Annotated in this window: 19 protein-coding genes; 10 read left to right on the top strand and 9 right to left on the bottom strand. The window is 69.7% G+C overall.

Going from position 1 to position 18,669, the window contains the following annotated elements:
- Positions 1-66: 66 nt before the first annotated feature.
- Positions 67-1,212, bottom strand: coding sequence for a prolipoprotein diacylglyceryl transferase family protein (locus MTO91_RS27085; RefSeq protein ID WP_253066756.1), 1,146 nt, complete (start codon positions 1,210-1,212; stop codon positions 67-69).
- Positions 1,213-1,751: 539 nt separating this feature from the next.
- Between MTO91_RS27085 and MTO91_RS27080 the strand changes: the two genes are divergently transcribed.
- On the top strand, positions 1,752-3,302 hold the full coding sequence (locus MTO91_RS27080) for a multicopper oxidase family protein (RefSeq protein ID WP_253066755.1): 1,551 nt from the start codon (positions 1,752-1,754) through the stop codon (positions 3,300-3,302).
- Between the two features lie 164 nt (positions 3,303-3,466).
- Positions 3,467-4,048: a L,D-transpeptidase gene (locus MTO91_RS27075; RefSeq protein WP_246354005.1), complete on the top strand. Its 582-nt coding sequence runs from the start codon at positions 3,467-3,469 to the stop codon at positions 4,046-4,048.
- 347 nt (positions 4,049-4,395) lie between these two features.
- Here MTO91_RS27075 and MTO91_RS27070 read toward each other — a convergent pair whose 3' ends face one another.
- Positions 4,396-5,472 carry a HoxN/HupN/NixA family nickel/cobalt transporter gene (locus MTO91_RS27070; protein ID WP_405422010.1) on the bottom strand — a complete coding sequence of 359 codons (1,077 nt, stop codon included), beginning with the start codon at positions 5,470-5,472 and terminating at the stop codon, positions 4,396-4,398.
- Between the two features lie 197 nt (positions 5,473-5,669).
- Here MTO91_RS27070 and MTO91_RS27065 point away from each other — a divergent pair, with 197 nt between their 5' ends.
- Positions 5,670-6,617, top strand: coding sequence for a M56 family metallopeptidase (locus MTO91_RS27065; RefSeq protein WP_179763242.1), 948 nt, complete (start codon positions 5,670-5,672; stop codon positions 6,615-6,617).
- Positions 6,618-6,651: 34 nt separating this feature from the next.
- On the opposite strand, the gene MTO91_RS27060 is transcribed toward MTO91_RS27065, so the two are convergent.
- Both MTO91_RS27060 and MTO91_RS27055 read right to left on the bottom strand, forming a co-directional pair.
- Complete coding sequence (locus tag MTO91_RS27060) at positions 6,652-7,044, bottom strand: BlaI/MecI/CopY family transcriptional regulator (RefSeq protein WP_232021794.1); 393 nt, start codon at positions 7,042-7,044, stop codon at positions 6,652-6,654.
- 149 nt (positions 7,045-7,193) lie between these two features.
- Positions 7,194-8,633 (bottom strand): MFS transporter, encoded by a 1,440-nt coding sequence (locus MTO91_RS27055; protein ID WP_281010825.1) that lies wholly within the window; start codon positions 8,631-8,633, stop codon positions 7,194-7,196.
- 77 nt (positions 8,634-8,710) lie between these two features.
- Here MTO91_RS27055 and MTO91_RS27050 point away from each other — a divergent pair, with 77 nt between their 5' ends.
- The gene (locus MTO91_RS27050) at positions 8,711-9,301 is read left to right on the top strand and encodes a TetR/AcrR family transcriptional regulator (RefSeq protein ID WP_405422013.1); all 591 of its coding nucleotides are present in this window, start codon (positions 8,711-8,713) and stop codon (positions 9,299-9,301) included.
- Positions 9,302-9,921: 620 nt separating this feature from the next.
- On the opposite strand, the gene MTO91_RS27045 is transcribed toward MTO91_RS27050, so the two are convergent.
- From MTO91_RS27045 to MTO91_RS27035, 3 genes are all read right to left on the bottom strand, one after another.
- Positions 9,922-12,216 carry a heavy metal translocating P-type ATPase gene (locus MTO91_RS27045; RefSeq protein WP_281010826.1) on the bottom strand — a complete coding sequence of 765 codons (2,295 nt, stop codon included), beginning with the start codon at positions 12,214-12,216 and terminating at the stop codon, positions 9,922-9,924.
- Positions 12,217-12,523: 307 nt separating this feature from the next.
- On the bottom strand, positions 12,524-12,736 hold the full coding sequence (locus MTO91_RS27040; RefSeq protein WP_179763239.1) for a heavy-metal-associated domain-containing protein: 213 nt from the start codon (positions 12,734-12,736) through the stop codon (positions 12,524-12,526).
- A gap of 103 nt (positions 12,737-12,839) precedes the next feature.
- Entirely contained in the window at positions 12,840-13,124 is a 285-nt protein-coding gene (locus MTO91_RS27035; RefSeq protein WP_093357462.1) for a metal-sensitive transcriptional regulator, read from the bottom strand.
- Between the two features lie 321 nt (positions 13,125-13,445).
- On the opposite strand from MTO91_RS27035, the gene MTO91_RS27030 reads away from it, so the two are divergent.
- Positions 13,446-13,727, top strand: a complete 282-nt coding sequence (locus tag MTO91_RS27030) for an NADH-quinone oxidoreductase subunit A (protein WP_179763283.1) — start codon at positions 13,446-13,448, stop codon at positions 13,725-13,727.
- 365 nt (positions 13,728-14,092) lie between these two features.
- On the opposite strand, the gene MTO91_RS27025 is transcribed toward MTO91_RS27030, so the two are convergent.
- Positions 14,093-14,260 carry a hypothetical protein gene (locus tag MTO91_RS27025; RefSeq protein ID WP_476655045.1) on the bottom strand — a complete coding sequence of 56 codons (168 nt, stop codon included), beginning with the start codon at positions 14,258-14,260 and terminating at the stop codon, positions 14,093-14,095.
- 21 nt (positions 14,261-14,281) lie between these two features.
- Complete coding sequence (locus tag MTO91_RS27020; protein ID WP_281010828.1) at positions 14,282-14,437, bottom strand: hypothetical protein; 156 nt, start codon at positions 14,435-14,437, stop codon at positions 14,282-14,284.
- Between MTO91_RS27020 and MTO91_RS27015 the strand changes: the two genes are divergently transcribed.
- From MTO91_RS27015 to MTO91_RS26995, 5 genes are read left to right on the top strand one after another with little or no spacing between them, the layout of a single operon-like run.
- Positions 14,438-15,076 carry a hypothetical protein gene (locus tag MTO91_RS27015; RefSeq protein ID WP_179763168.1) on the top strand — a complete coding sequence of 213 codons (639 nt, stop codon included), beginning with the start codon at positions 14,438-14,440 and terminating at the stop codon, positions 15,074-15,076.
- On the top strand, positions 15,073-15,999 hold the full coding sequence (locus MTO91_RS27010) for a complex I subunit 1 family protein (protein ID WP_253066751.1): 927 nt from the start codon (positions 15,073-15,075) through the stop codon (positions 15,997-15,999). Before MTO91_RS27015 ends, MTO91_RS27010 begins: the two co-directional genes overlap by 4 nt.
- Positions 16,000-16,560, top strand: a complete 561-nt coding sequence (locus MTO91_RS27005; RefSeq protein WP_179763237.1) for an NADH-quinone oxidoreductase subunit J — start codon at positions 16,000-16,002, stop codon at positions 16,558-16,560.
- A complete protein-coding gene (locus MTO91_RS27000; protein WP_253066750.1) occupies positions 16,557-16,859 on the top strand; it encodes an NADH-quinone oxidoreductase subunit NuoK in 303 nt (100 codons plus the stop codon). The genes MTO91_RS27005 and MTO91_RS27000 overlap by 4 nt, the downstream gene beginning before the upstream one ends.
- 3 nt (positions 16,860-16,862) lie before the next feature.
- A complete protein-coding gene (locus tag MTO91_RS26995) occupies positions 16,863-18,665 on the top strand; it encodes a proton-conducting transporter transmembrane domain-containing protein (protein ID WP_253066749.1) in 1,803 nt (600 codons plus the stop codon).
- Positions 18,666-18,669 lie beyond the last annotated feature (4 nt).

Raw genomic sequence — 18,669 nt, 5'->3', positions numbered from 1 at the left:
TGTTAGCTCGGGGGCGATGACGCCGGGACGGGTTGCGCCTCGCCTGCTCCTACGGCTCGGCATGGATCAGACGACCAGCAGGCCGCCCGCGACGGTGACCGCCACGGCGCTTGCCACGACAATGATGGCACGGCCGTATCGGGTGTTCCGCGGTAGTGATCGCAGGGGAAACACGAGCTGGCGTGCGAGTAGGTAGGCCGCAAGTGTGGCGACGAACAGGGCGCCGACCGGCGCCGGTCGTGCTGACCAAGCCACTGTTGCGGCCGCCAGTCCGATCCCGGCAGCGGCGCTTGCTTCGATCAACTGCGCAGGGACTCGCCGCATCCCGAGGCGGCGATCAGAGGACCACAGACCCCAGCGCGACGCTGTCGGTCGCCCAGCGCAGCAGCCCCCGAACCAGCATCCGAGCCGGCCGATGCCTGCACCGATGACGAGGGCGGGAGCGCTCAGATCGAGGACAGCGAGGACCGGCACTTCGCCGACGACACTACCGATGATCATCGTTGCCATCGCGGCGAGCACGAACCCCTGCAGGCACATGCCCGTCCATCGAGCCGGCCCTGTGCGTGGCCGATCTCGGTGTTCGACCAGATAGTAGACCTTGGCGCCGACGAGCCCGACGAAGCAGGCGAGCAACGACGTGCTCAGCACCGCCACCATCGGCAAACCGCTGCGCAGCACCAACGCCGACTGCAGCCCCAGGGCCACGACCGCACCGAGCCCAACCAGCCCCGGCCAGGAGCCCAAGCGTGTCCCGGGCGCCTTCGCCGAGACGACCGGGGCGTAGCCCGTGCGGCCGGACGCTGTGGCGGACGAGGCCCGTCGCAGGTCTGCGGGCCCCGCGACGATGGAGGCTGTCACGTCCCATTCACCGGAAGGGATGTTCTCGACACGGCGGGTGAGCGTGATGGGCCCGGCGCTGGGCAGGACCGGGTCGATGACGTCGTGTGTGGTGAAGGTGTCTGGCGCCCCGGCGGTCGAGGAGCGGTGAACACCGTCGAACTGGACCGTGACCGGTCCGGGCGCACCGCTGGACGGGGCGCGGAAGGTGTAGCTCAGGCCCAACGACTGAGGGTCTGTGTCATGCAGTTCTTCGCACCCGACTCTCGTGACCTCGAGCGCGCTGGGCCCGCGGCTCGGACTGCCGTCGTCGACGTCGAGTGCGGCCGCTCCTGACGCGCTGGCGGCCTCGACACCACTGCCGTCGGTCACCTTCGGCGCTGCTACTGGACGGCGGCGCGGGCCACCTGTCGACGGTCGGGCCGAGCTGATCAGCTCCGACGACGGAGCAACGCTGCCAGATTGGAAGCCAGGAGCCAGGTCGACCGCCGTCGCCCCAGCGCGACCGGACTGCTTCGCCCGCCGAGCGGCACGACGCTTCTGTTTACGTCCCATGCTGATCATGCCTCCAAGCCCCAACTCCTACGCACCATAGTAGTTGGAGGTGCACTTGGGCGTGAGAGCGGAGAAGTCGAGGGCGTTGACCAGGGCGTGGCGCCGAGTACCTGCTCGAAGACTGCATCGTTCGGGCCGACCCGCCTGCAGGGCGCCGCGACGCGATCTACTACGCTCCGTAGGATACGCTGGCATGGGCACACCATTTCGATGCGCTGCCGAGGGGCGGTGCTGCCCGCGTTGCCGGCACCGACCACAGTGCACACAGAGGAGTACTCGGCGATGGACGCGGCCGACATGCCGTCGAAGGATCCTGCGGACTGTCCACGGAGACAGCCAGGCCAGGGGGCTCGGCGATGAACCACGACGCCGGGAGCAACGGTCGGCGCAGTGCTACCACCTGGAGTCGCCGGCGATTCTTGGGCACCACCGGCGGTGTTGGAGCGGGCCTGCTACTGACCGGCTGTGGCGAGTCGGTGGCGAGCCCCCGAACCGTCGCGCTGACCGATCGCATCGGCCCGGGCGGTCTAGAGGTCGAGGCTACCGAGCAGGCGCGGCGAGCCACGGCTGGCCGAACTCTGGCACGCACCCTTCAGGCGCAGCCCAGCACGGTCGACATCGGCGGACGCACGGTGTCGACGTGGACCTACAACGGCGCTCTGCCCGGCCCGGAGATCCGTGCTCGGGTGGGAGATACGCTGAAGGTGCGCCTGGAGAACCAGCTGCCCCAGCCGACAACCGTCCACTGGCACGGTATTGCCCTGCGCAATGACATGGATGGCGTCCCCGTGTTGACCCAGCCCGAGATTCCCCCCGGCGGCTCGTTCGAGTATCTCTTCACGCTGCCTCATGCGGGTACCTACATGTTCCACCCGCACGTCGGTACCCAGCTCGACCGTGGGTTGTATGCGCCACTCATCATCGACGACCCGGCTGAGCCCGGGGACTATGACCTCGAGCACGTCGTGATCTTCGACGATTGGATTGACGGCACGGGACAAGATCCTGACCAGGTTCTGGCCGGGCTGCTCCGCAACGGCATGGGCGGGATGGGGGGAATGGGTGGGGACCATGGTGGGATGCAGATGCCGACGTCGTCCGTCCTCGGCGGGGATGCCGGCGACACCACCTATCCGCACTACGTCGCCAACGGCCGCACACGTTCCGCGCCGACCACCCTCGACGTCCGTCCCGGTCAACGTGTGCGCTTCCGGATGATCAATATGGGCGGCGACACGGCTTTCCGTGTCGGTGTCCCTGGCGCTCCAATGACGGTGACCCACACCGACGGATTTCCCGTTGCCCCTACCGACGTCGAGGCAGTGGTGATCGGAATGGGCGAGCGAATCGACGCTGTCGTCACCATTCCCGAGGCCCCGGCTGTGCTGATCGGGATCGCCGAAGGCAAGAACGACCATGCTGCGGTGAGGCTGTCGACTCCGCAGAAATCGCCGGTGGACACCGAAGCTGCGGCCTCCGCACTGATGTCCCGGTCAGCGGTTCTGTCACAGACCTTCGCTTCCGCCGAGCCGGTGACGCTACAGCGGCGCTCGCCCGATGTGGTGCACGATCTGGTGTTGGCCGGCCCCGGGGACCTCTACGATTGGACGATCAACGGAGAGCGATACGATCCGGCTCGCGGCCTGCCGATCTCAAGTGGCCAACGTGTGCGCCTTCGCATGGTCAACACGACCACGATGTTCCATCCGATGCATCTGCATGGACACACCTTCCAAGTGGTCGGCCCCGACGGCCGGGGTCCCCGAAAAGACACTGTGTTGGTGCTACCCAACCAGACTGTCGAGGTGGACTTCGATGCGGACAATCCCGGTCAGTGGCTGACGCACTGCCACAATATCTACCACGGAGAAGCAGGCATGATGACCGTCGTCTCTTACGTCGCCTGACTGGACCGTGAGTACCTCGGCAGGCACGTGCAAGTTCCAGCCTGCCCATTCGTTCATCAAGGAAAAAAACTTGGTTCCGGGTACTGCTCGCCGAGCAACCACCATGGGTTGCCGAGCGTCATAGCAACTGAGCCCCTACTCCTGGTCTCAGAAAAGAGGGATCCATGACGCGCCACTTTCGTAACGGCACCAAGTTGATGGCGCTCGCCGCCACTGCCGCGGCTGCGCTCGCGGTGGTGGTGACTGCAGGTAGCGCCGGCGCCGATGCGGCGCCCGACTCGAACACCGCGGCTGCCCAGGCACATCAAGAGCCTGCCGCCCCTGGTACGCCGTGTTCGGTCTCGACCCGCGCCTGCGTCGATCTCGAATCACAACAGGCCTGGCTCATCGGTGACGGGAAGGTGATCCGCGGGCCGGTACGCATCGCTACCGGTGGTGCTGGACAGGAATCGCCAATCGGGCACTCGTTCCGGGTGTACCGCAAGGAAAAGGACCACGTAAGCGGCGAGTTCAACGGTCCGGACGGCCGTCCTGCACCGATGCCGTTCTCGGTGTTCTTCGCAGACGGTGGCGTCGCCTTCCACGGTGGAGACCGTTCCCGGTCATCTGCGGGATGCATCAAACTCGAGCTCGGGGACGCCGAGGCCTGGTTCAATGAGTTGCAGACCGGGGACAAGGTGCAAGTGGTCAACGCGTCCGAGGAGAACAAGGAGCGTGCACGGGCGCGCCAAACCGCAGGAGTCTGACCAGAGTAGCCGCACCATTCCTGGGGAGCGCCTTCCACGTCCGTAGGACGGACAAATCGTCGGCTGCCCGAAACGGACAGCCGACGGTCGTGCCCGTATAAACCGTACGCCCCGCGGCCGTCCGACACGTGTTACGTCAGCTATGACGGCTCGATCAGTGCTGTCCGGTCAGACACCGTGCTGACCGGGCAGTACCGGTCCATACGCGTGTCTATCTGGTTCGAGGGGAGTCACCCGGACCCCGGGCCCGTGCCTGTTCCAACGCATTGTCGGGTCAGCGATCCCGCCTGCGCGATCGTCGGGTGCTCATGACACTTCAGCCCAGCAATCGATAAAAGGCGGCTGCGTTAACGGTGCGCACGGGAGCGCCGAGAACGGCGCCTCAACACGGCTACCGACCAGATTGCTCCGAATAGAACCACCACAGCAATCCCGGCTCCACGTAGATCAATATCAGCCAGGAAGGTGAGAGTTTCGGTGGAAGCGTCAAGCTGGTCACGAAGCAGGCCGGCCAGTACGATGGTTCCCACGACAAGAGCCACGACGACCGAGAGCACCGTCACGGTCAAATTGTAGGCGAGTTTCCGCATCGGATCTGTGAACGACCAGCCGTAGGCCCGAGCCATGAATGTGCCGTCCGCGGTGTCGCACAGAGTCATACCAGCGGCGAATAGGACAGGTAGCACCAGAATCGCGTACCACGGCACCGTCCAGGCTGCGGTGCCAGCGGCGAGCACCAAGAGCGCAACCTGGGATGCGGTATCGAATCCCAGCCCCATGAGTAGTCCGACTGGATAAAGCTGCCGTGGCGAGCGGATCCGATCGATCACGCCGCCGAGCAAGGGAGCTACGAGGCCCCGGTGACGGAGGTGCTCCTCCAGTCGGTTGTCTTCGAGCCGGCCCCGGCGCGCAGCCCTGTACATGCGGGCGATGCGGATCGCTGCGCTGAGGTTGGTCACGCCGAGGAGAATCAGAAAGACCGCAGCGGCGACCGTGCCGATGAACTCGAAGGTCGCGATCGTGCTGGAGCCGCCGTCCTGAACGGCACCGCCGATCCCACGCAGGCCGAAGGCAAGCGCAATGCTCAAGCCGAACACGACGCTCGAGTGGCCCAGCGCGAACCAGAACCCGGCGGTCTCGGCGCGCCGACCGTCCCCAACGAGTTTGCGTGTGGTGTTGTCGATCACCGCGATGTGATCGGCGTCGAAGGCATGTCGAACGCCGAGCAAGTAGGCGGTGAGTCCCACCCCGATATCGAACACTCCCTCCGATCCGAGGCTGAGGTTCTGCGGAACCACCGCGACGATCAGCACCCCCCACCCCACCAGGTGGAGACCTCCCACCACGTAGACGGAACCGAGAAGTGAACCCCGCGCCCGGCGCGGTGCTGCAACGGCCCACCGGCCACCCTGCGTGTCGATCATGCCTGCAAGCATGAGCCATCATTGGGCTATTGCAAGGCACATGCGTCTGCGGCCTGGGCGTCCGGAGGGGCCGCAGGCGTGAGGACGAATCGCACCACCCGCTCGCCGACGTCCCTTCGGAGTCGGTGCGGTGGTGGTCGCTAGCATGTGGGGGTCAGTCGGCCCAGTCGCCGACGATCCAGGGCAGGGAGCGTGGTGTGACGACGTCGATTCTGCTGGTCGCCGGAGCCCTGCTGACCGCCACGTTCGCACCACGTGTTCTGACGCGTCTGGAGTCGACCAACAGCGACCCGCTGTGCTTGCTGTGGCTGTGGTGGTCGATGGTCCTCGGCAACCTCACCAGCGCCGGTCTCGCAGTCGCCGTGCTGCTCATACCGGGCCATGCCGGGCCCGCACCGGTGATGTGGTTGGTCGAGCAGTGCCGCATGATCTTGCGCCTGACCAGTGCACACCAGGACACGGGCGTGGGGATCGGCCTACTGGGGGCGCTGACACTTCTCACCTTCCGCTTTGGGCAGCGCGTCCGGCGCGGGACCGTGGCCAGCCGCGATCGCTCGACCACGACCATGCAGACGCTCGATCTGCTCGGACATCGTGAGCATGATGTGTTGTGGGTGAAACATGCCGGCGCGGTTGCTTTCAGCGTGGGTGGTCGGGCCAATGCGATTGTTGCGACCACGGGGCTACGCACCAGGTTGACAGTGGCTGAGGTCGATGCGGTACTGGAACACGAGCGGGCGCACCTGGCGGGCCGCCACCACCTGCACGTCGTTCTCGCCGACGCCGTGGGAGCCGTCGCCCGATTCGTGCCGCTGTATCGGCAACTACCCGTCGCGGTCAGGCGTCTGGTCGAGTTGGTCGCAGACGAGGAGGCCGCCCGGGTCAGCGGGCGGTCCGTCCTGCGGGGCGCGCTGCTGAAGGTCGCCGCCGCATCGGCGATGGCAGCACCGCCACGAGCGCTGTACGCGTCGGAGACGGCCGTGGAAGCTCGATTGCGACGCCTGTCGTCGAATCCTCGGCAGCGCAGTTGGGTGCTACGAACAGCAGGTCGGGTCACCGTGGCCGTCGGTGGCGTGGCGTCATCGACGGTCGCTGCTGGCGTTACCACGGTGGCGCTGCTTCTCGCCTGTGTGTGGGGCGTCTAGCGGTGGCCTCTGGAGCCGGGTGACGCCGTGCTGATCAGGTGTGGTCGTCGTCGGTGAGTGCTTGCCGCAGGACCTCCTGTTCTCGGTCCGAGGACAGTCCCACGAAATGAAGCAGCGCCGCGTCGACCTCGTCGGCTGAGCGCAGCAGCGAATGCAGTAGCCGTGCCGCGGTCTGCTCCCTGCTGGTCGAGGCGATGTAGGCGAAACCACGACCCGACCGCTGGCGGCGGGCCCATCCCTTACGGACCAGCTTCTCGAGCACCGTTTGCACCGTGGTGTAGGCCAACGGCCGATCGGCGTCGCTGAGGGTCGCCAGCACGTCCCGCACGAGTTGCGGGGATTCGGCGTCCCAGAGGGCGTCGAGAACGGCGCGCTCCAAGTTGCCGAGTCCGATGGAGACGTGCGCCGCTGCAGGATCAGTGTTCACTCGGCCCCGCCTCTCCCCATCGCCTGCCTACCACTGCCGCAGCACGTGCTGACCGTCCTGGTGACGACGGTTCAGGATAGCCGCCCACAGCGTGGGCTCGATCGCCACGCGCGATGGGCTTCCCGGAGAGAGGGCCGCCGTCCAGTCGGTCACCGCTGTCCTGTCACTGGGTTGGGGCTCCGATCCTTGATCATCACCAACGTGATCAGTAGGCCGGCCGACATGATGCCGGCCGAGACAAGGAATCCGAGTGACCAGCCTTGCGTGATTGCACTGCGGGACGGACCCGCGTCCTCGGGCGTCAGGCTCGCGGTGCGGGCGGTGCTGACGGCGGTGAGGACTGCAAGTCCGATCGCCCCGCCGACCTGCTGCCCTGCGTTGAACAAGGCCGCGGCGACGCCACTGTCCCCCGGCGTGGCAGAGCCGACGGCCGCGGTGGTGAGTGCCACGAAGGCGAGGCCGAGGCCGCATCCGGCGAGGACGAAGGCGGGCAGCAGTGTGCTCAGGTAGGTGCTGTCGGGCGCGATGCGGGACAGGCTCGCGAGCGCGGCGGTGACGAGCAGCGCCGAGGCGACGAGCAGCGATCGCGCGCCGGTGCGGGCGAGCAGCTTGCCCGCGGCGGTCGAGGCGACCGCGATGGCGGCCGTCATCGGTAGGAAGGCCAGCCCCACGGCGACCGGCCCGTAGCCGAGGGTGCCGCCCATGAACAGGCTGAGAAAGTAGAACAGTGCGTAGATCGCGGCGCCGAGGATGAGCCCGACGAGGTTTCCGCCGAGCACCGTCGGGTTGCGGATCAGTCGCAGGGGAACCAGCGCGTGCGGGCGCACGGCCTGCACCCGCGCGAACGCGAGCAGAGCCAGGACCGACAGGACCAGAACGAGCAGCGCCGGCACCGACGTCCAACCCGACTCGGCACCCTGCACGAGCCCGTAGACGAGTCCGGCGAGCCCGGCGGTGGCGAGCACGCCGCCCGCGAGGTCGAACCGCTCGGTCTGCTCGGGAGGACTGTCGGGCAGGACGACCCTGGCACCGGCGACGGCGATCGCGGCGATCGGAACGTTGACCCAGAACACCCACTCCCACGACAGCGCCTCGGTCAGGACCCCGCCGAGGATCAGCCCGACGGCGGTGCCGCTGGCGGACACTCCTCCCCACACGCCCAGTGCCAGGTTCCGGTCGCGGCCGGGCGGGAACACGGTCATCAGCAGGGAGAGGGCGGCGGGCGCCAGCACGGCCGCGGCGAGACCCTGTATCACCCGGCCGCCGAACAGCACGACGGCGGTCTCGGCCAGTCCGGCGAGTAGCGATCCGGTGCCGAACACCGTGGCACCGACGATGAACATGCGGCGGCGGCCGACGCGGTCGGCGAGCCGCCCGCCCAGCAGCAGGAAGCCTCCGAAGGCCAGCACGTACCCGGTGACCACCCAGTGCAGGGCGGTGGGGGCGAGGTCGAGGTCGTCCTGCATGTCGGTGAGCGCGACGTTGACGATCGTCGCGTCCAGCACGATCAACAGCTGGCTTCCGGCGAGCACCGCGAGCGCGAACCAGCGCCGAGCGCTCCTACCTGAGGCCGCAAGGGGCGGGGTCATCAGTCTCCTTCACGAGCTCGACTCAACGACCGTAGAGTGAACTTCCTCCTTCGGTCAACGTCTGTAGAGTGAGAGCCGTGAGTGGCGATGCGGGAGATGCGGGGCCTGCGACGAGGGCCGAGCGACGACGACGCAGCGAGACGGTGATCCGCGATGCGGCCAGGGCGTTGTTCGCCGAGCACGGCTACGAGCGCACGACCATCCGCGCGGTGGCGGATCGGGCGGGCGTGGATCCCGCGCTGGTCATGCAGAACTTCGGCAGTAAGGAGGCCTTGTTCGCCGCGGCCGCGCGGTGGAGCACGCCGGTCGACGAGCTCGTCGGCGCAACTCGTACCGAGCTGCCGCAGGCTGCGCTGGACCACGTACTCGTTGCCTTCGAGGATCCTGAGCGGCGTGCGGCGGCGGAGGCGCTGCTGCGGAGCTGCCTCACTCACCCTGCGGCGCAGGCGGTACTGCGCGATGAGGTGATGGGCGCCGCGCAGGAACGGGTTGCCTCCACGATCGGCGGACCGGATGCCGCCCTGCGCGCGGCTCTGCTGAATGCGTGCGTGCTGGGACTGACGATCAGCCGCTACCTGGTGGGGGTTCCGGCGGTGGCGGATGCCACGGCTGCCGACCTGGAGCGCGTCCTGCGGCCCGCCCTCGAGCGGCTCGTCGAGCCGACATGAATCGTGCTGACGAAGGGACACAAGTCCATTCGATCGGCGCGGGACGCCGTCGATGAAGGCCGATCGATCGCAGCGGACACCGTGCTGATGCGCTATGCGGCGGGCTCTCGCCCACCGGGGCGTGCAGCGGGTGGTGACGGCGCTGTTCTGCTATCTGGCTGCCGGAATTGTCAGCCACGCGCTGCTGGGCAGTCGGGGCCAGTTGACGCCCTTACATCATCACGGACGTCGATGGCCTCGGCGTGGACGGCCTCGACAGCCGGCGCAGCCTGCTCGCGCTGACCGGCCTGTTGCCGAGGTCGCCTTCGTCCTCGGTCCGCTGATCATCGGCTTTGCCGCGGGTGTGATCGCCGGCCGCCGCGATGGCGGTCGCGGGTACGACCTCGTTGCTGGGCGCTTGGTGGCTGCACGGCGCGCCTGCGTTGCGGAGCGGCCGGGTGGAAACTCCTCGTCACCGGGTACGGCCCTGCCCGCATCAGCTCACCGGACACGTGAATCCGCACGTCTCGCCCGGTCGCGGAACGCATTTTCCAGGCCTGTGAGCGATCGGCGGCGGGCCCTCGACACGAGGAGGTGGTGCAGCCGGGCCGGCCGCACCACCTCTGTCGGGAGTGCTGTGATCAGGTAGCGCGTGCTCGGAAGCGGCGCAGTCGCAGGCTGTTGCCGACGACAAAGACGGAGCTGAACGCCATGGCCGCGCCGGCGATCATCGGGTTGAGCAGGCCGACCGCGGCCAGCGGGATGGCGGCCGTGTTGTAGGCGAAGGCCCAGAACAGGTTGGTCTTGATCGTGGTCAGGGTCCTGCGGGAGAGCCGGACCGCGTCGGCGGCGGCGCGGAGGTCGCCGCGGACCAGGGTGATGTCGGAGGCCTCGATGGCGACGTCGGTACCGGTGCCCATGGCCAGACCGAGATCGGCCCGGGCGAGTGCGGCGGCGTCGTTGACGCCGTCGCCGACCATGGCCACGACCTTGCCCTGGCTCTGCAGCCGCTCGATGACCGCCAGCTTGTCGGCCGGCATGACGTCGGCGATCACCGTGTTCGGGCCGGCCGCGATCCCGACCTCGGCGGCCACCGACTCGGCGACGGCCTGGTTGTCGCCGGTCAGTAGCACCGGCGTCAGCCCGAGGCGGCGGAACTCGACGATCGCCTCGGCGGAGGTGTCCTTGATCGTGTCGGCGACGACGAGCACGGCGCGGGGCTGACCGTCCCAGGCGACGGCGACCGCGGTCCGTCCCTGCGCGGCCTCGGTCGCGGCGGCGTGGGCGAGTGCGCCGGACAGCGGGGTCGACCACTGCTCGAGTAGCCGGGGCCGGCCGACGAGCACGGCGTGGCCGTCGACCACGCCCTGCACGCCGAGGCCTTCGTGGTTGGTGAAGTCCTCGACGCCCGGCAGGTCCCCGGTGCGCTCGGTCGCGCCGTCGGCGATCGCCGCGGCGATGGGGTGCTCGGAGGCCTTCTCCAGAGCCCCGGCCAGCCGCAGCGCGGTGGCCTCGTCGACCCCGTCGGCGGTGTGGACTCCGGCCAGTGCCATCTTGCCGGTGGTCACAGTGCCGGTCTTGTCCAGCACGACGGTGTCCACCCGTCGGGTGGACTCCAGCACCTCCGGACCCTTGATCAGGATGCCCATCTGGGCGCCGCGACCGGTGCCCACCAGCAACGCGGTGGGTGTGGCCAGGCCCAGCGCGCACGGGCAGGCGATGATCAGGACGGCGACGGCGGCGGTGAACGCGGCCGTCGCGCCGACACCGGCGCCGAGCCAGAAGCCCAGCGTCACCACGGCGACGGCGATCACGATCGGCACGAACACCCCGGAGATGCGGTCGGCGAGGCGCTGCACGGCGGCCTTGCCGTTCTGGGCGTCCTCGACCAGCTTCGCCATCTGCGCGAGCTGGGTGTCGGAGCCGACCCGGGTGGCCCGCACGACCAGCCGGCCCCCGGCGTTGACGCAGGCGCCGACGACGGTGTCGCCGACGGCGACCTCGACCGGCACGGACTCGCCGGTCAGCATGGACGCGTCGACCGCGGAGCGGCCTTCGACGACCTCGCCGTCGGTGGCGATCTTCTCGCCGGGGCGGACGACGAACCGGTCACCGACCGCGAGCTCGGAGGTGGGGATGCGCTTCTCGATGGTGCGCCCGTCCTCGTCGCGCAGGACCGTGACGTCCTTCGCGCCGAGTTCGAGAAGCGCGCGCAGCGCGGCGCCGGCGCGGCGCTTGGAGCGCATCTCGAAGTAGCGCCCGGCCAGGACGAAGGTGATGACGCCGGCCACGACCTCGAGGTAGATATTCCCGGCGCCGTCGGTCGGGGAGACCGACAAGGTGAAGGGGTGGGTCATGCCAGGGATCCCGGCGGTGCCGAAGAACAGGGCGTAGACCGACCAGGCCATCGCCGCGGTGGTCCCCATGGAGATCAGCGTGTCCATGGTGGCGGCGCCGTGGCGCAGGTTCGTCCAGGCCGCCCGGTGGAACATCGCACCCGCCCAGGCCCAGACCGGGACGGTGAGAACCAGCGACAACCACTGCCAGTTCACGAACTGCAGTGCTGGCGCCATCGCCATGGCGATGACCGGCACCGCGAGCACGGCGGAGACCACCAGCCGGTGCCGCAGGCTGCGCAGCGCCTCGTTCTCCCCGCCACCGGCATCGCCACCGGCATCGGCATCGGCGGCCGGATCGGTCGGCAGCGTGGCCGTGTAGCCGGCGGAGGCGACGGCCGCGACCAGCCGGTCGGCGTCGACCCCGGTCGGGGCCGAGACCTTGGCCTTCTCGGTGGCGTAGTTGACGGTGGCGGTGACGCCGTCGAGCTTGTTGAGCTTGCGCTCGACCCGGTTCGCGCAGGAGGCACACGTCATGCCACCGATCGCGAACTCGATCTCCTGGACGTCCTGGCCGGGCTGCGGCAGTGTCGCGGTCACTGGTGTCCCCCCTCGCTGTGCGCGGGTGAGTTGATGTCCGCGATGGCAGGAGCGCTGTAGCCGCCCGCGTGACCGGCGGCGCCGCTGGGAGCGGGCTGCAGGTGTGCGGTCGGGACATCGACAGCGGATCCGGTCGCAAAGGCTCCTGCGCCGAGCAGGACAGCGACCGCACCGTAGGCAGAAAGTCGCGCGACGGTATTCATGGGATCGTTCCCTCTTGTCGGACCCGATCCGGGTGGACGTCGGTGGCGCCGCTGGGGCAGCGCGTGCCTCGGTGACCCGTACCGGGTAGGTGGTCAGGTCGTGATCAGGAGTCGGATACGACCTGGTAGCCGGCCTCGGTGACTGCGGCGCGCACGGAGTCAGGGGAGACCTCGCCCTCGCCGGTGACGGTGACCGCGCCGGTCGGCAGATCCACGGCCACATCGGTCACGCCGACGATCTCACTGATCTCCTCGGTGACCGAGGCGATGCAGTGGCCGCAGGTCATGCCGGTGACGGTGTAGGTGGCGGTACTCATGGCTCGGATACCTCTCTCGTGACGGCCCGCGGCGCGGGCCGCGGTTGGCTTCGGCGCCCGGGGCGGTGATGCCACACCCTGCGCCGGGGCTGTGAAGGGCCGGTCAGGACCGGACCAGGCGCGCGATGGCCGCGCTGGCCTCCTCGATCTTCTCCTCGGCGACCGCCCCGCCCTCGGCGGCGGCATCGGTGACGCAGTGCTTGAGGTGCTCGTCGAGCAGGCCGAGCGCGACGGCCTCGAGTGCCTTGTTGACCGCGGAGACCTGGGTGAGGATGTCGATGCAGTACTTGTCCGACTCGATCATCTTGCTGATCCCGCGGACCTGGCCCTCGATCCGGCGCATCCGCTTGACGTGCGCTTCCTTGTTGTCGGCGTAACCGTGCTGCATCGCCTACCTCCTCGTTTCATTTGCACTGTACCCCTAGGGGGTACCCGCATCAAGGTGGTCGAGTGCCCGGCCCAGCTGTGTCGGGTTACGGTCAGCGTGGCCTCGGGCACGGCGCGGGTGGCCCCCCACCCCCTGGTCCCCACGCCGCGAGTACCGGCAACGCCAACGGGTAAGGACCACGACAGTGTGACTTGCACAGATGCTGTGCCCGGGTAGGGTACGCGCCTGTTGCCGCTGATCAGGGGGTGCGAGGTGGAGTCATTTGTGCCGCTGGCGGTCCTTGCGGGCGCAGTCGTCCTGGTCGTGTCAGTAGTCGTTGGAATGTCTCAACTGGTCTCGGTCGGGCCCGTCCTGAAGGGCCGCCTGCCACATCTGGGGGGCCTGCCGCCGGTGGAGCATGCGGTCTCGCGCTTTCACGTCCGCTGGTACGCGGTGACGATGATCTTCCTGGCCTTCGACATGGAGATGATCTTCATGTACCCGTGGGCCGTCGTCGTCGCGACGATGGGGACGGCGGCGGTCGTCGAAATGTTCCTGTTTCTCGCGATCCTGCTCGCCGGCGTCGTCTACGCGTGGCGCGAAGGGGCCCTGCGATGGACCTGACTGCCGTCCTGCTGAGGTTCGCGGCTGGGGTGCCGCACGTCCTGCTCGTTGCGGTGCCCGGTCGCCCCGGGCTGCGCATGGATACCGAACTCCTGATCAGGCGGCGTGGGTGGCCGGAGGCGACGAGCCCAGCTGAGGCCGATGTGCTGCTCGTCGCCGGGCATCCGGGACCTGAGCTGGGTGAGGTCGTCGAGAGCCTCTGGCGGGGGATCCCCGCGCCACGGGTTCGGCTCGACCTCGGCGACGACGCTACGACCGCGCACCTCGAGCGGCTGCTCGATCGGCTCCCCACACGGCTGGCGGATGTTCGACTTGCTCGCGAGGAAGCCATAGCTGCCGCTGCCGTCTCCGACGTGGCGGACGAATCACACGCCGCCCCCGCGCAGCACGGCGAGCACGGCGAGCACGGCGAGCACGGCGAGCACGGCGAGCACGGCGAGCACGGCGAGCACGGCGAGCACGGCGAGCACGGCGAGCACGGCGAGCACGGCGAGCACGGCGAGCACGGCGAGGATACGCACGCAGCTGGTCACGAAGCCCACCTCAACGAGCACTCAGGCCATGCCGGCGACGGTGAGCCGCCCGACCAGGGCGGGGATACCGCTCATGGCCGGCACGAGCACCACGAACGCGATCACGCCGAGCACGCGGACAGCGGCTCCGGCCACGAGGACGACTCGGGCCACGCCGGCGACCACCAGCATCACCACATGGACATGCCGCTGCCCGGGGGCCTGGCCATGGCCGACGTCGCGGAGGATCGGGACGGTCTGGCACTCGACGTGCTCCATCTGCCGCTCGGTCCGGTGCTCCCGGACTGGCCGGCCGGCCTGGTCATCGACGTCGAGTTGCAGGGCGACGTGATCTCCTCGGCCGAGGCCCGCGTCCTCGACGTCGCCGAGCTGCGACCCTCGGCGCCGGTCGCTGCGGCGGTACGTGACCTCGATGTGGTCGCCCGCGTCCTCGCCGTCGCCGGTTGGCCGGGCCCGGCCGCCCGGGCACGCGACCTCCGTGACCGTGCCCGGGCCGGTGAACCGGCCGACGGCCTCTCTGGGCTGCTGCGCCTGGTCCGGCGGTCCCGCGTACTGCGGCTGATGCTGCGCAGGGTGGAGTTCGGTGACGGCGTGGACGTGGCCGAGCTGCTCGAGCGTCGCCTCGCCCGGATCGAGGCGCACGCCGCGGGGCGGACGGTCGGGGAGCCGGAGCGTCCGGTCCTCGCCGAGCTCGGCGGGCGTCTCGCGGGAGCGGAGTTCACCGCCGCCCGGCTGCTGGTCGCGGCACTCGATCCCGACGTCGACGGCGCAGCGACCCCCGCCGGCCTCCGCGACCGGGAGCCGGGCGAACGATGAGTGCCACGACCCTGCTGCTCCCGGCCCTGATGATCGCCGCCGTCTGGTTCCTCGCCGCACTCGACGGCGCCCTGGCGGGCCGGGCCGCCGGGCGACCCGTCGGGCCCGCCGCGGCCGCCGTCGAACCGGTCCGCGCCACGGTGCGGCTGCTGGTCGGCCAGCGGCGCAGCACGCTCGCCGCCGATGGTCTGCTGCGGTGGGCAGGGATCGTGTCGTTGATCGTCGCCGCGGTGCTGGCGGCAGCGGTCGTCCCGCTCGGTGAACGTCCGCTGGTCGACCTGTCGGTCGGCGTCGTGTGGTTCAACGCGATGGAGGTCGTCGCGTGGGCGGCGGTGTGGCTGGTCGGGTGGGGGCCCAACGGGGCGTTGTCGCTGGTCGGCGGGTACCGGTTCGTCGCCCAGGGCCTGTCCTACGAGCTCCCGCACATGTTCGCGATCATCACCGCAGCCCTGGCCGCGGGCAGCCTGCGGATCACCGACATCGTCGACGCCCAGGCCGGCCTGTGGTTCGTCGTCCTGATGCCGGCGGCGTTCGTCGCCTATCTGCTCAGCGCGGCCGCGATGGCGTTCTGGGGGCCGTTCGATGCCCCGGTCGCCCGCGACACCGCGGGGGGCGCGGGCTCGGAGCTCGCGGGTGTGGACCGGCTGCTGTTCGCCGGGGGGCGCCGGCTGCTGCTCGTGGCCGCGGCGGCGATGGCGGTCCCGCTGTTCCTCGGCGGCGGTCACGGGCCGTGGCTACCTGCGTGGGCGTGGGTGCTACTCAAGACCGCCGCGGTGCTGGTCGTGCTGGTCTGGCTGCGCCACCGGCTCCCGACGATCCGGATGGACCGCTGGGCCGAGATCTCCTGGATCGTGCTCGTACCGCTGACGATCGTGCAGGCGCTCGTGGTCGCACTTGTCGTGCTGGCCAGGGGAGGGATGTAGATGGTTCTCGCCGTGTTCTGCGTGCTGAGCCTCCTGGCGATCTCCTCCGGTGTGCTGGTGTTCGTCGTCGACTCGATGGCGCGCGCAACGTTCTGCCTGCTGGTGTCGTTCCTCGCGGTCGCCGCGATGGTGCTGATGACCGGGCTGGCCTACCTCGGTGTCGTCATCATCCTGATGATGATCATCGAGATGGTGATCATGGCCGTGTTCATGGTCATGTTCATGATGAACCCGGCCGGGCTGATGCCGATGTCGATGTTTCACAACACCCGCGGCGCGGCCGTCATCTCGGGCCTGGTGTTCACCGGACTGGCCGCGGGGATCCTCGTCGTGGACTGGCCGCAGCGCCGTGGTGTGCCTGCGCCGGATCCGACCGTCGCGCTGGGCGAGGCCCTGATGGGCGGCCACATGCTGACCATGATGACCCTCGGCGTGACGCTGTTCGCCACCATCGTGGCCACCGTGGTCCTGTCCACCGGGCGTGGCCGCTACGACCGGCTCGGCGACGACCTCGACGCCGAGCGAGCCGATGACCCGGCCGGTGGGGGTGTCGGTCGATGATCCTCGAGGCGTTCCTGCTCGTGGCCGCCGCACTGTTGTGTATCGGGCTGTTCGGCGCACTGACCCAGCAGTCGATCGTGATGCTGATGATGGGCCTGGAGCTGATGATCAACGGGATCATCCTGGCCGCGGCCGCGTTCTGGTACTTCCTCGCCCCGGCCTCCGACGGCCAGGTGATCGTGGTGGCGGTGGTGACCGCGATGGCGATCGAGATGGCGATGGGGTTCGCCGTGGTCACCGCCATCTACCGTGCCCAGCGGATCGACATGACCGACTCGGCCACCGAGCTGGAGGGCTGAGCGGTGCTGCTCGCGGTGCTCATCGGCCTCCCGGCTGTCGCCGGCGCGGTGCTGCTGCTGGCCCACCCGGCCCGCGGCGCGACCGCGGCCGGTGTCGCCACGGCGGCGGCCACCCTGGCGCTCGCCGTGGCCGCCGCGGCGACGCGGCCTGCGTCCGAGGTGTCGTTGCTGGCCGGTATTCGGGCCGGGTTTGCCGTCGACGGGCTCTCGGCGGTACTGGTCGTCCTGGTCGCCGCGGTGCTGCTGGCCGCGCTGGTCGTCGCTGCTGCCGAGCCGGGCCTGCGGACCGGCCGGTTCCACGGCCTGATGCTGGTCTTCGCGGCCGCGATGCTGGTCACCGTCACCGCCACGACATTGCCGGCGCTGCTGATGGCCTGGGAGGTGATGGGCGCGACGAGCTGGGCGCTGATCGGCTACCGGCTCGACGACCGGGTGGCCGCCCGCGCCGGCACGGTCGCGTTCCTGACCACACGGGCCGCCGACCTGGGCCTCTACGTCGCGGCCGGGGCGATGCTCGCCGGCGGCGCGGGCGCGATGGCGCTGACGGATCTGGCCGGTCTCGACGGCGTCTGGGGCGACGTCGCGGTCGCCGGTGTCGTCGTCGCCGCGCTGGGGAAATCCGCGCAGCTGCCGTTCAGTTTCTGGCTGTCCGGGGCGATGCACGGACCCAGCCCGACCTCGGCGCTGCTGCACTCCGCGACGATGGTCGCGGCCGGTGGCTACCTGCTGCTGCGGATCGCCCCATCCCTGGAAGCCGCCGGCTGGGCGGCCCCGCTCGTGGCGTGGATCGGGGTGGCGACCGCGCTGCTGCTCGGCCTGGTCGCCGCGGTCCAGGACGATCTCAAGCAGCTGCTCGCCGCCTCCACCTGCTCACAGATCGGGTTCATCGTGCTCGCGGCCGGGACGGCCGGTGTGTCGGCCGGGGCGCTGCAGACCGTGGCGCACGCCGCGGCGAAGAGCCTGTTGTTCCTGGTCGCCGGCCTGTGGCTGGCCACACTCGGCACCCGCAGCCTGACCGGCGGTCTGCGCGGGGCCGCGCGGCGGCACCCCGTGGTCGGGGCCGCATTCACCGTCGGTGCGCTCACGCTGGCCGGGCTGCCGCCGTTCGGGCTCTGGGTCGGCAAGGACGCCGTGCTGGCCGCCGCCCTGGGCTCCTCGCCCGCGCTGTACCTGGTCGGACTGGTCGCCGGGTGGACCGCGGCGTTCTACAGCGGACGCGCACTGTGGTTCGCCTGGCAACCCGCCGACCGCCCGGCCACCGGTGCTGCTCCGGTCCGGATACCGCTCCCGGCGGTGACCACGACTGTCGTGCTCGCCCTCGCCGCCGCGGGGGCCGGAATCCTGGCACTGGGCCCTGTGCGGCCGGACCCGGCTCCGCAGGTCTGGGAGCTCGTGCTTTCCGGCGTCCTGGCCGGTGCCGGCGTGCTGCTGGTGTGGCGGTTCGCCGAGCGCGTCCCGACGCCAGGCCTGCTGGACCGGTGGCTCGGCCTCGAGGCGTTCGCGCTCCGCTACGTCGTCGGCCCGGTCGTGACCTTGGGAGCAGCTCTGGCCGTGGTCGACGACCGCGTGCTCGCCCGTGTCCCGGCGGGCGCGGCGAGTGCCACCTCGCGGCTGGCCGCGGTCGTGGCCGGGCACGGTGAGCGCGGCGTCGACCGGGCCGTAGCCGGGCTCGCCGACGGCGCCCGCGCGCTGGGCCGAGCCGCCCGTCGTCCGCAGACCGGGCAGATCCACCAGTACTACGCGCAGGCCTCGGTCGGGTTCGCCCTGCTCGCGGCGCTGGCCGTCCTCGTGATCGTCGTGAGGTGACCCC

It is taken from the genome of Pseudonocardia sp. 2-7 (assembly GCF_056341085.1).
Note: the sequence above shows the minus strand (reverse complement) of the source record. Positions and strands in the feature narration are given on the sequence as shown.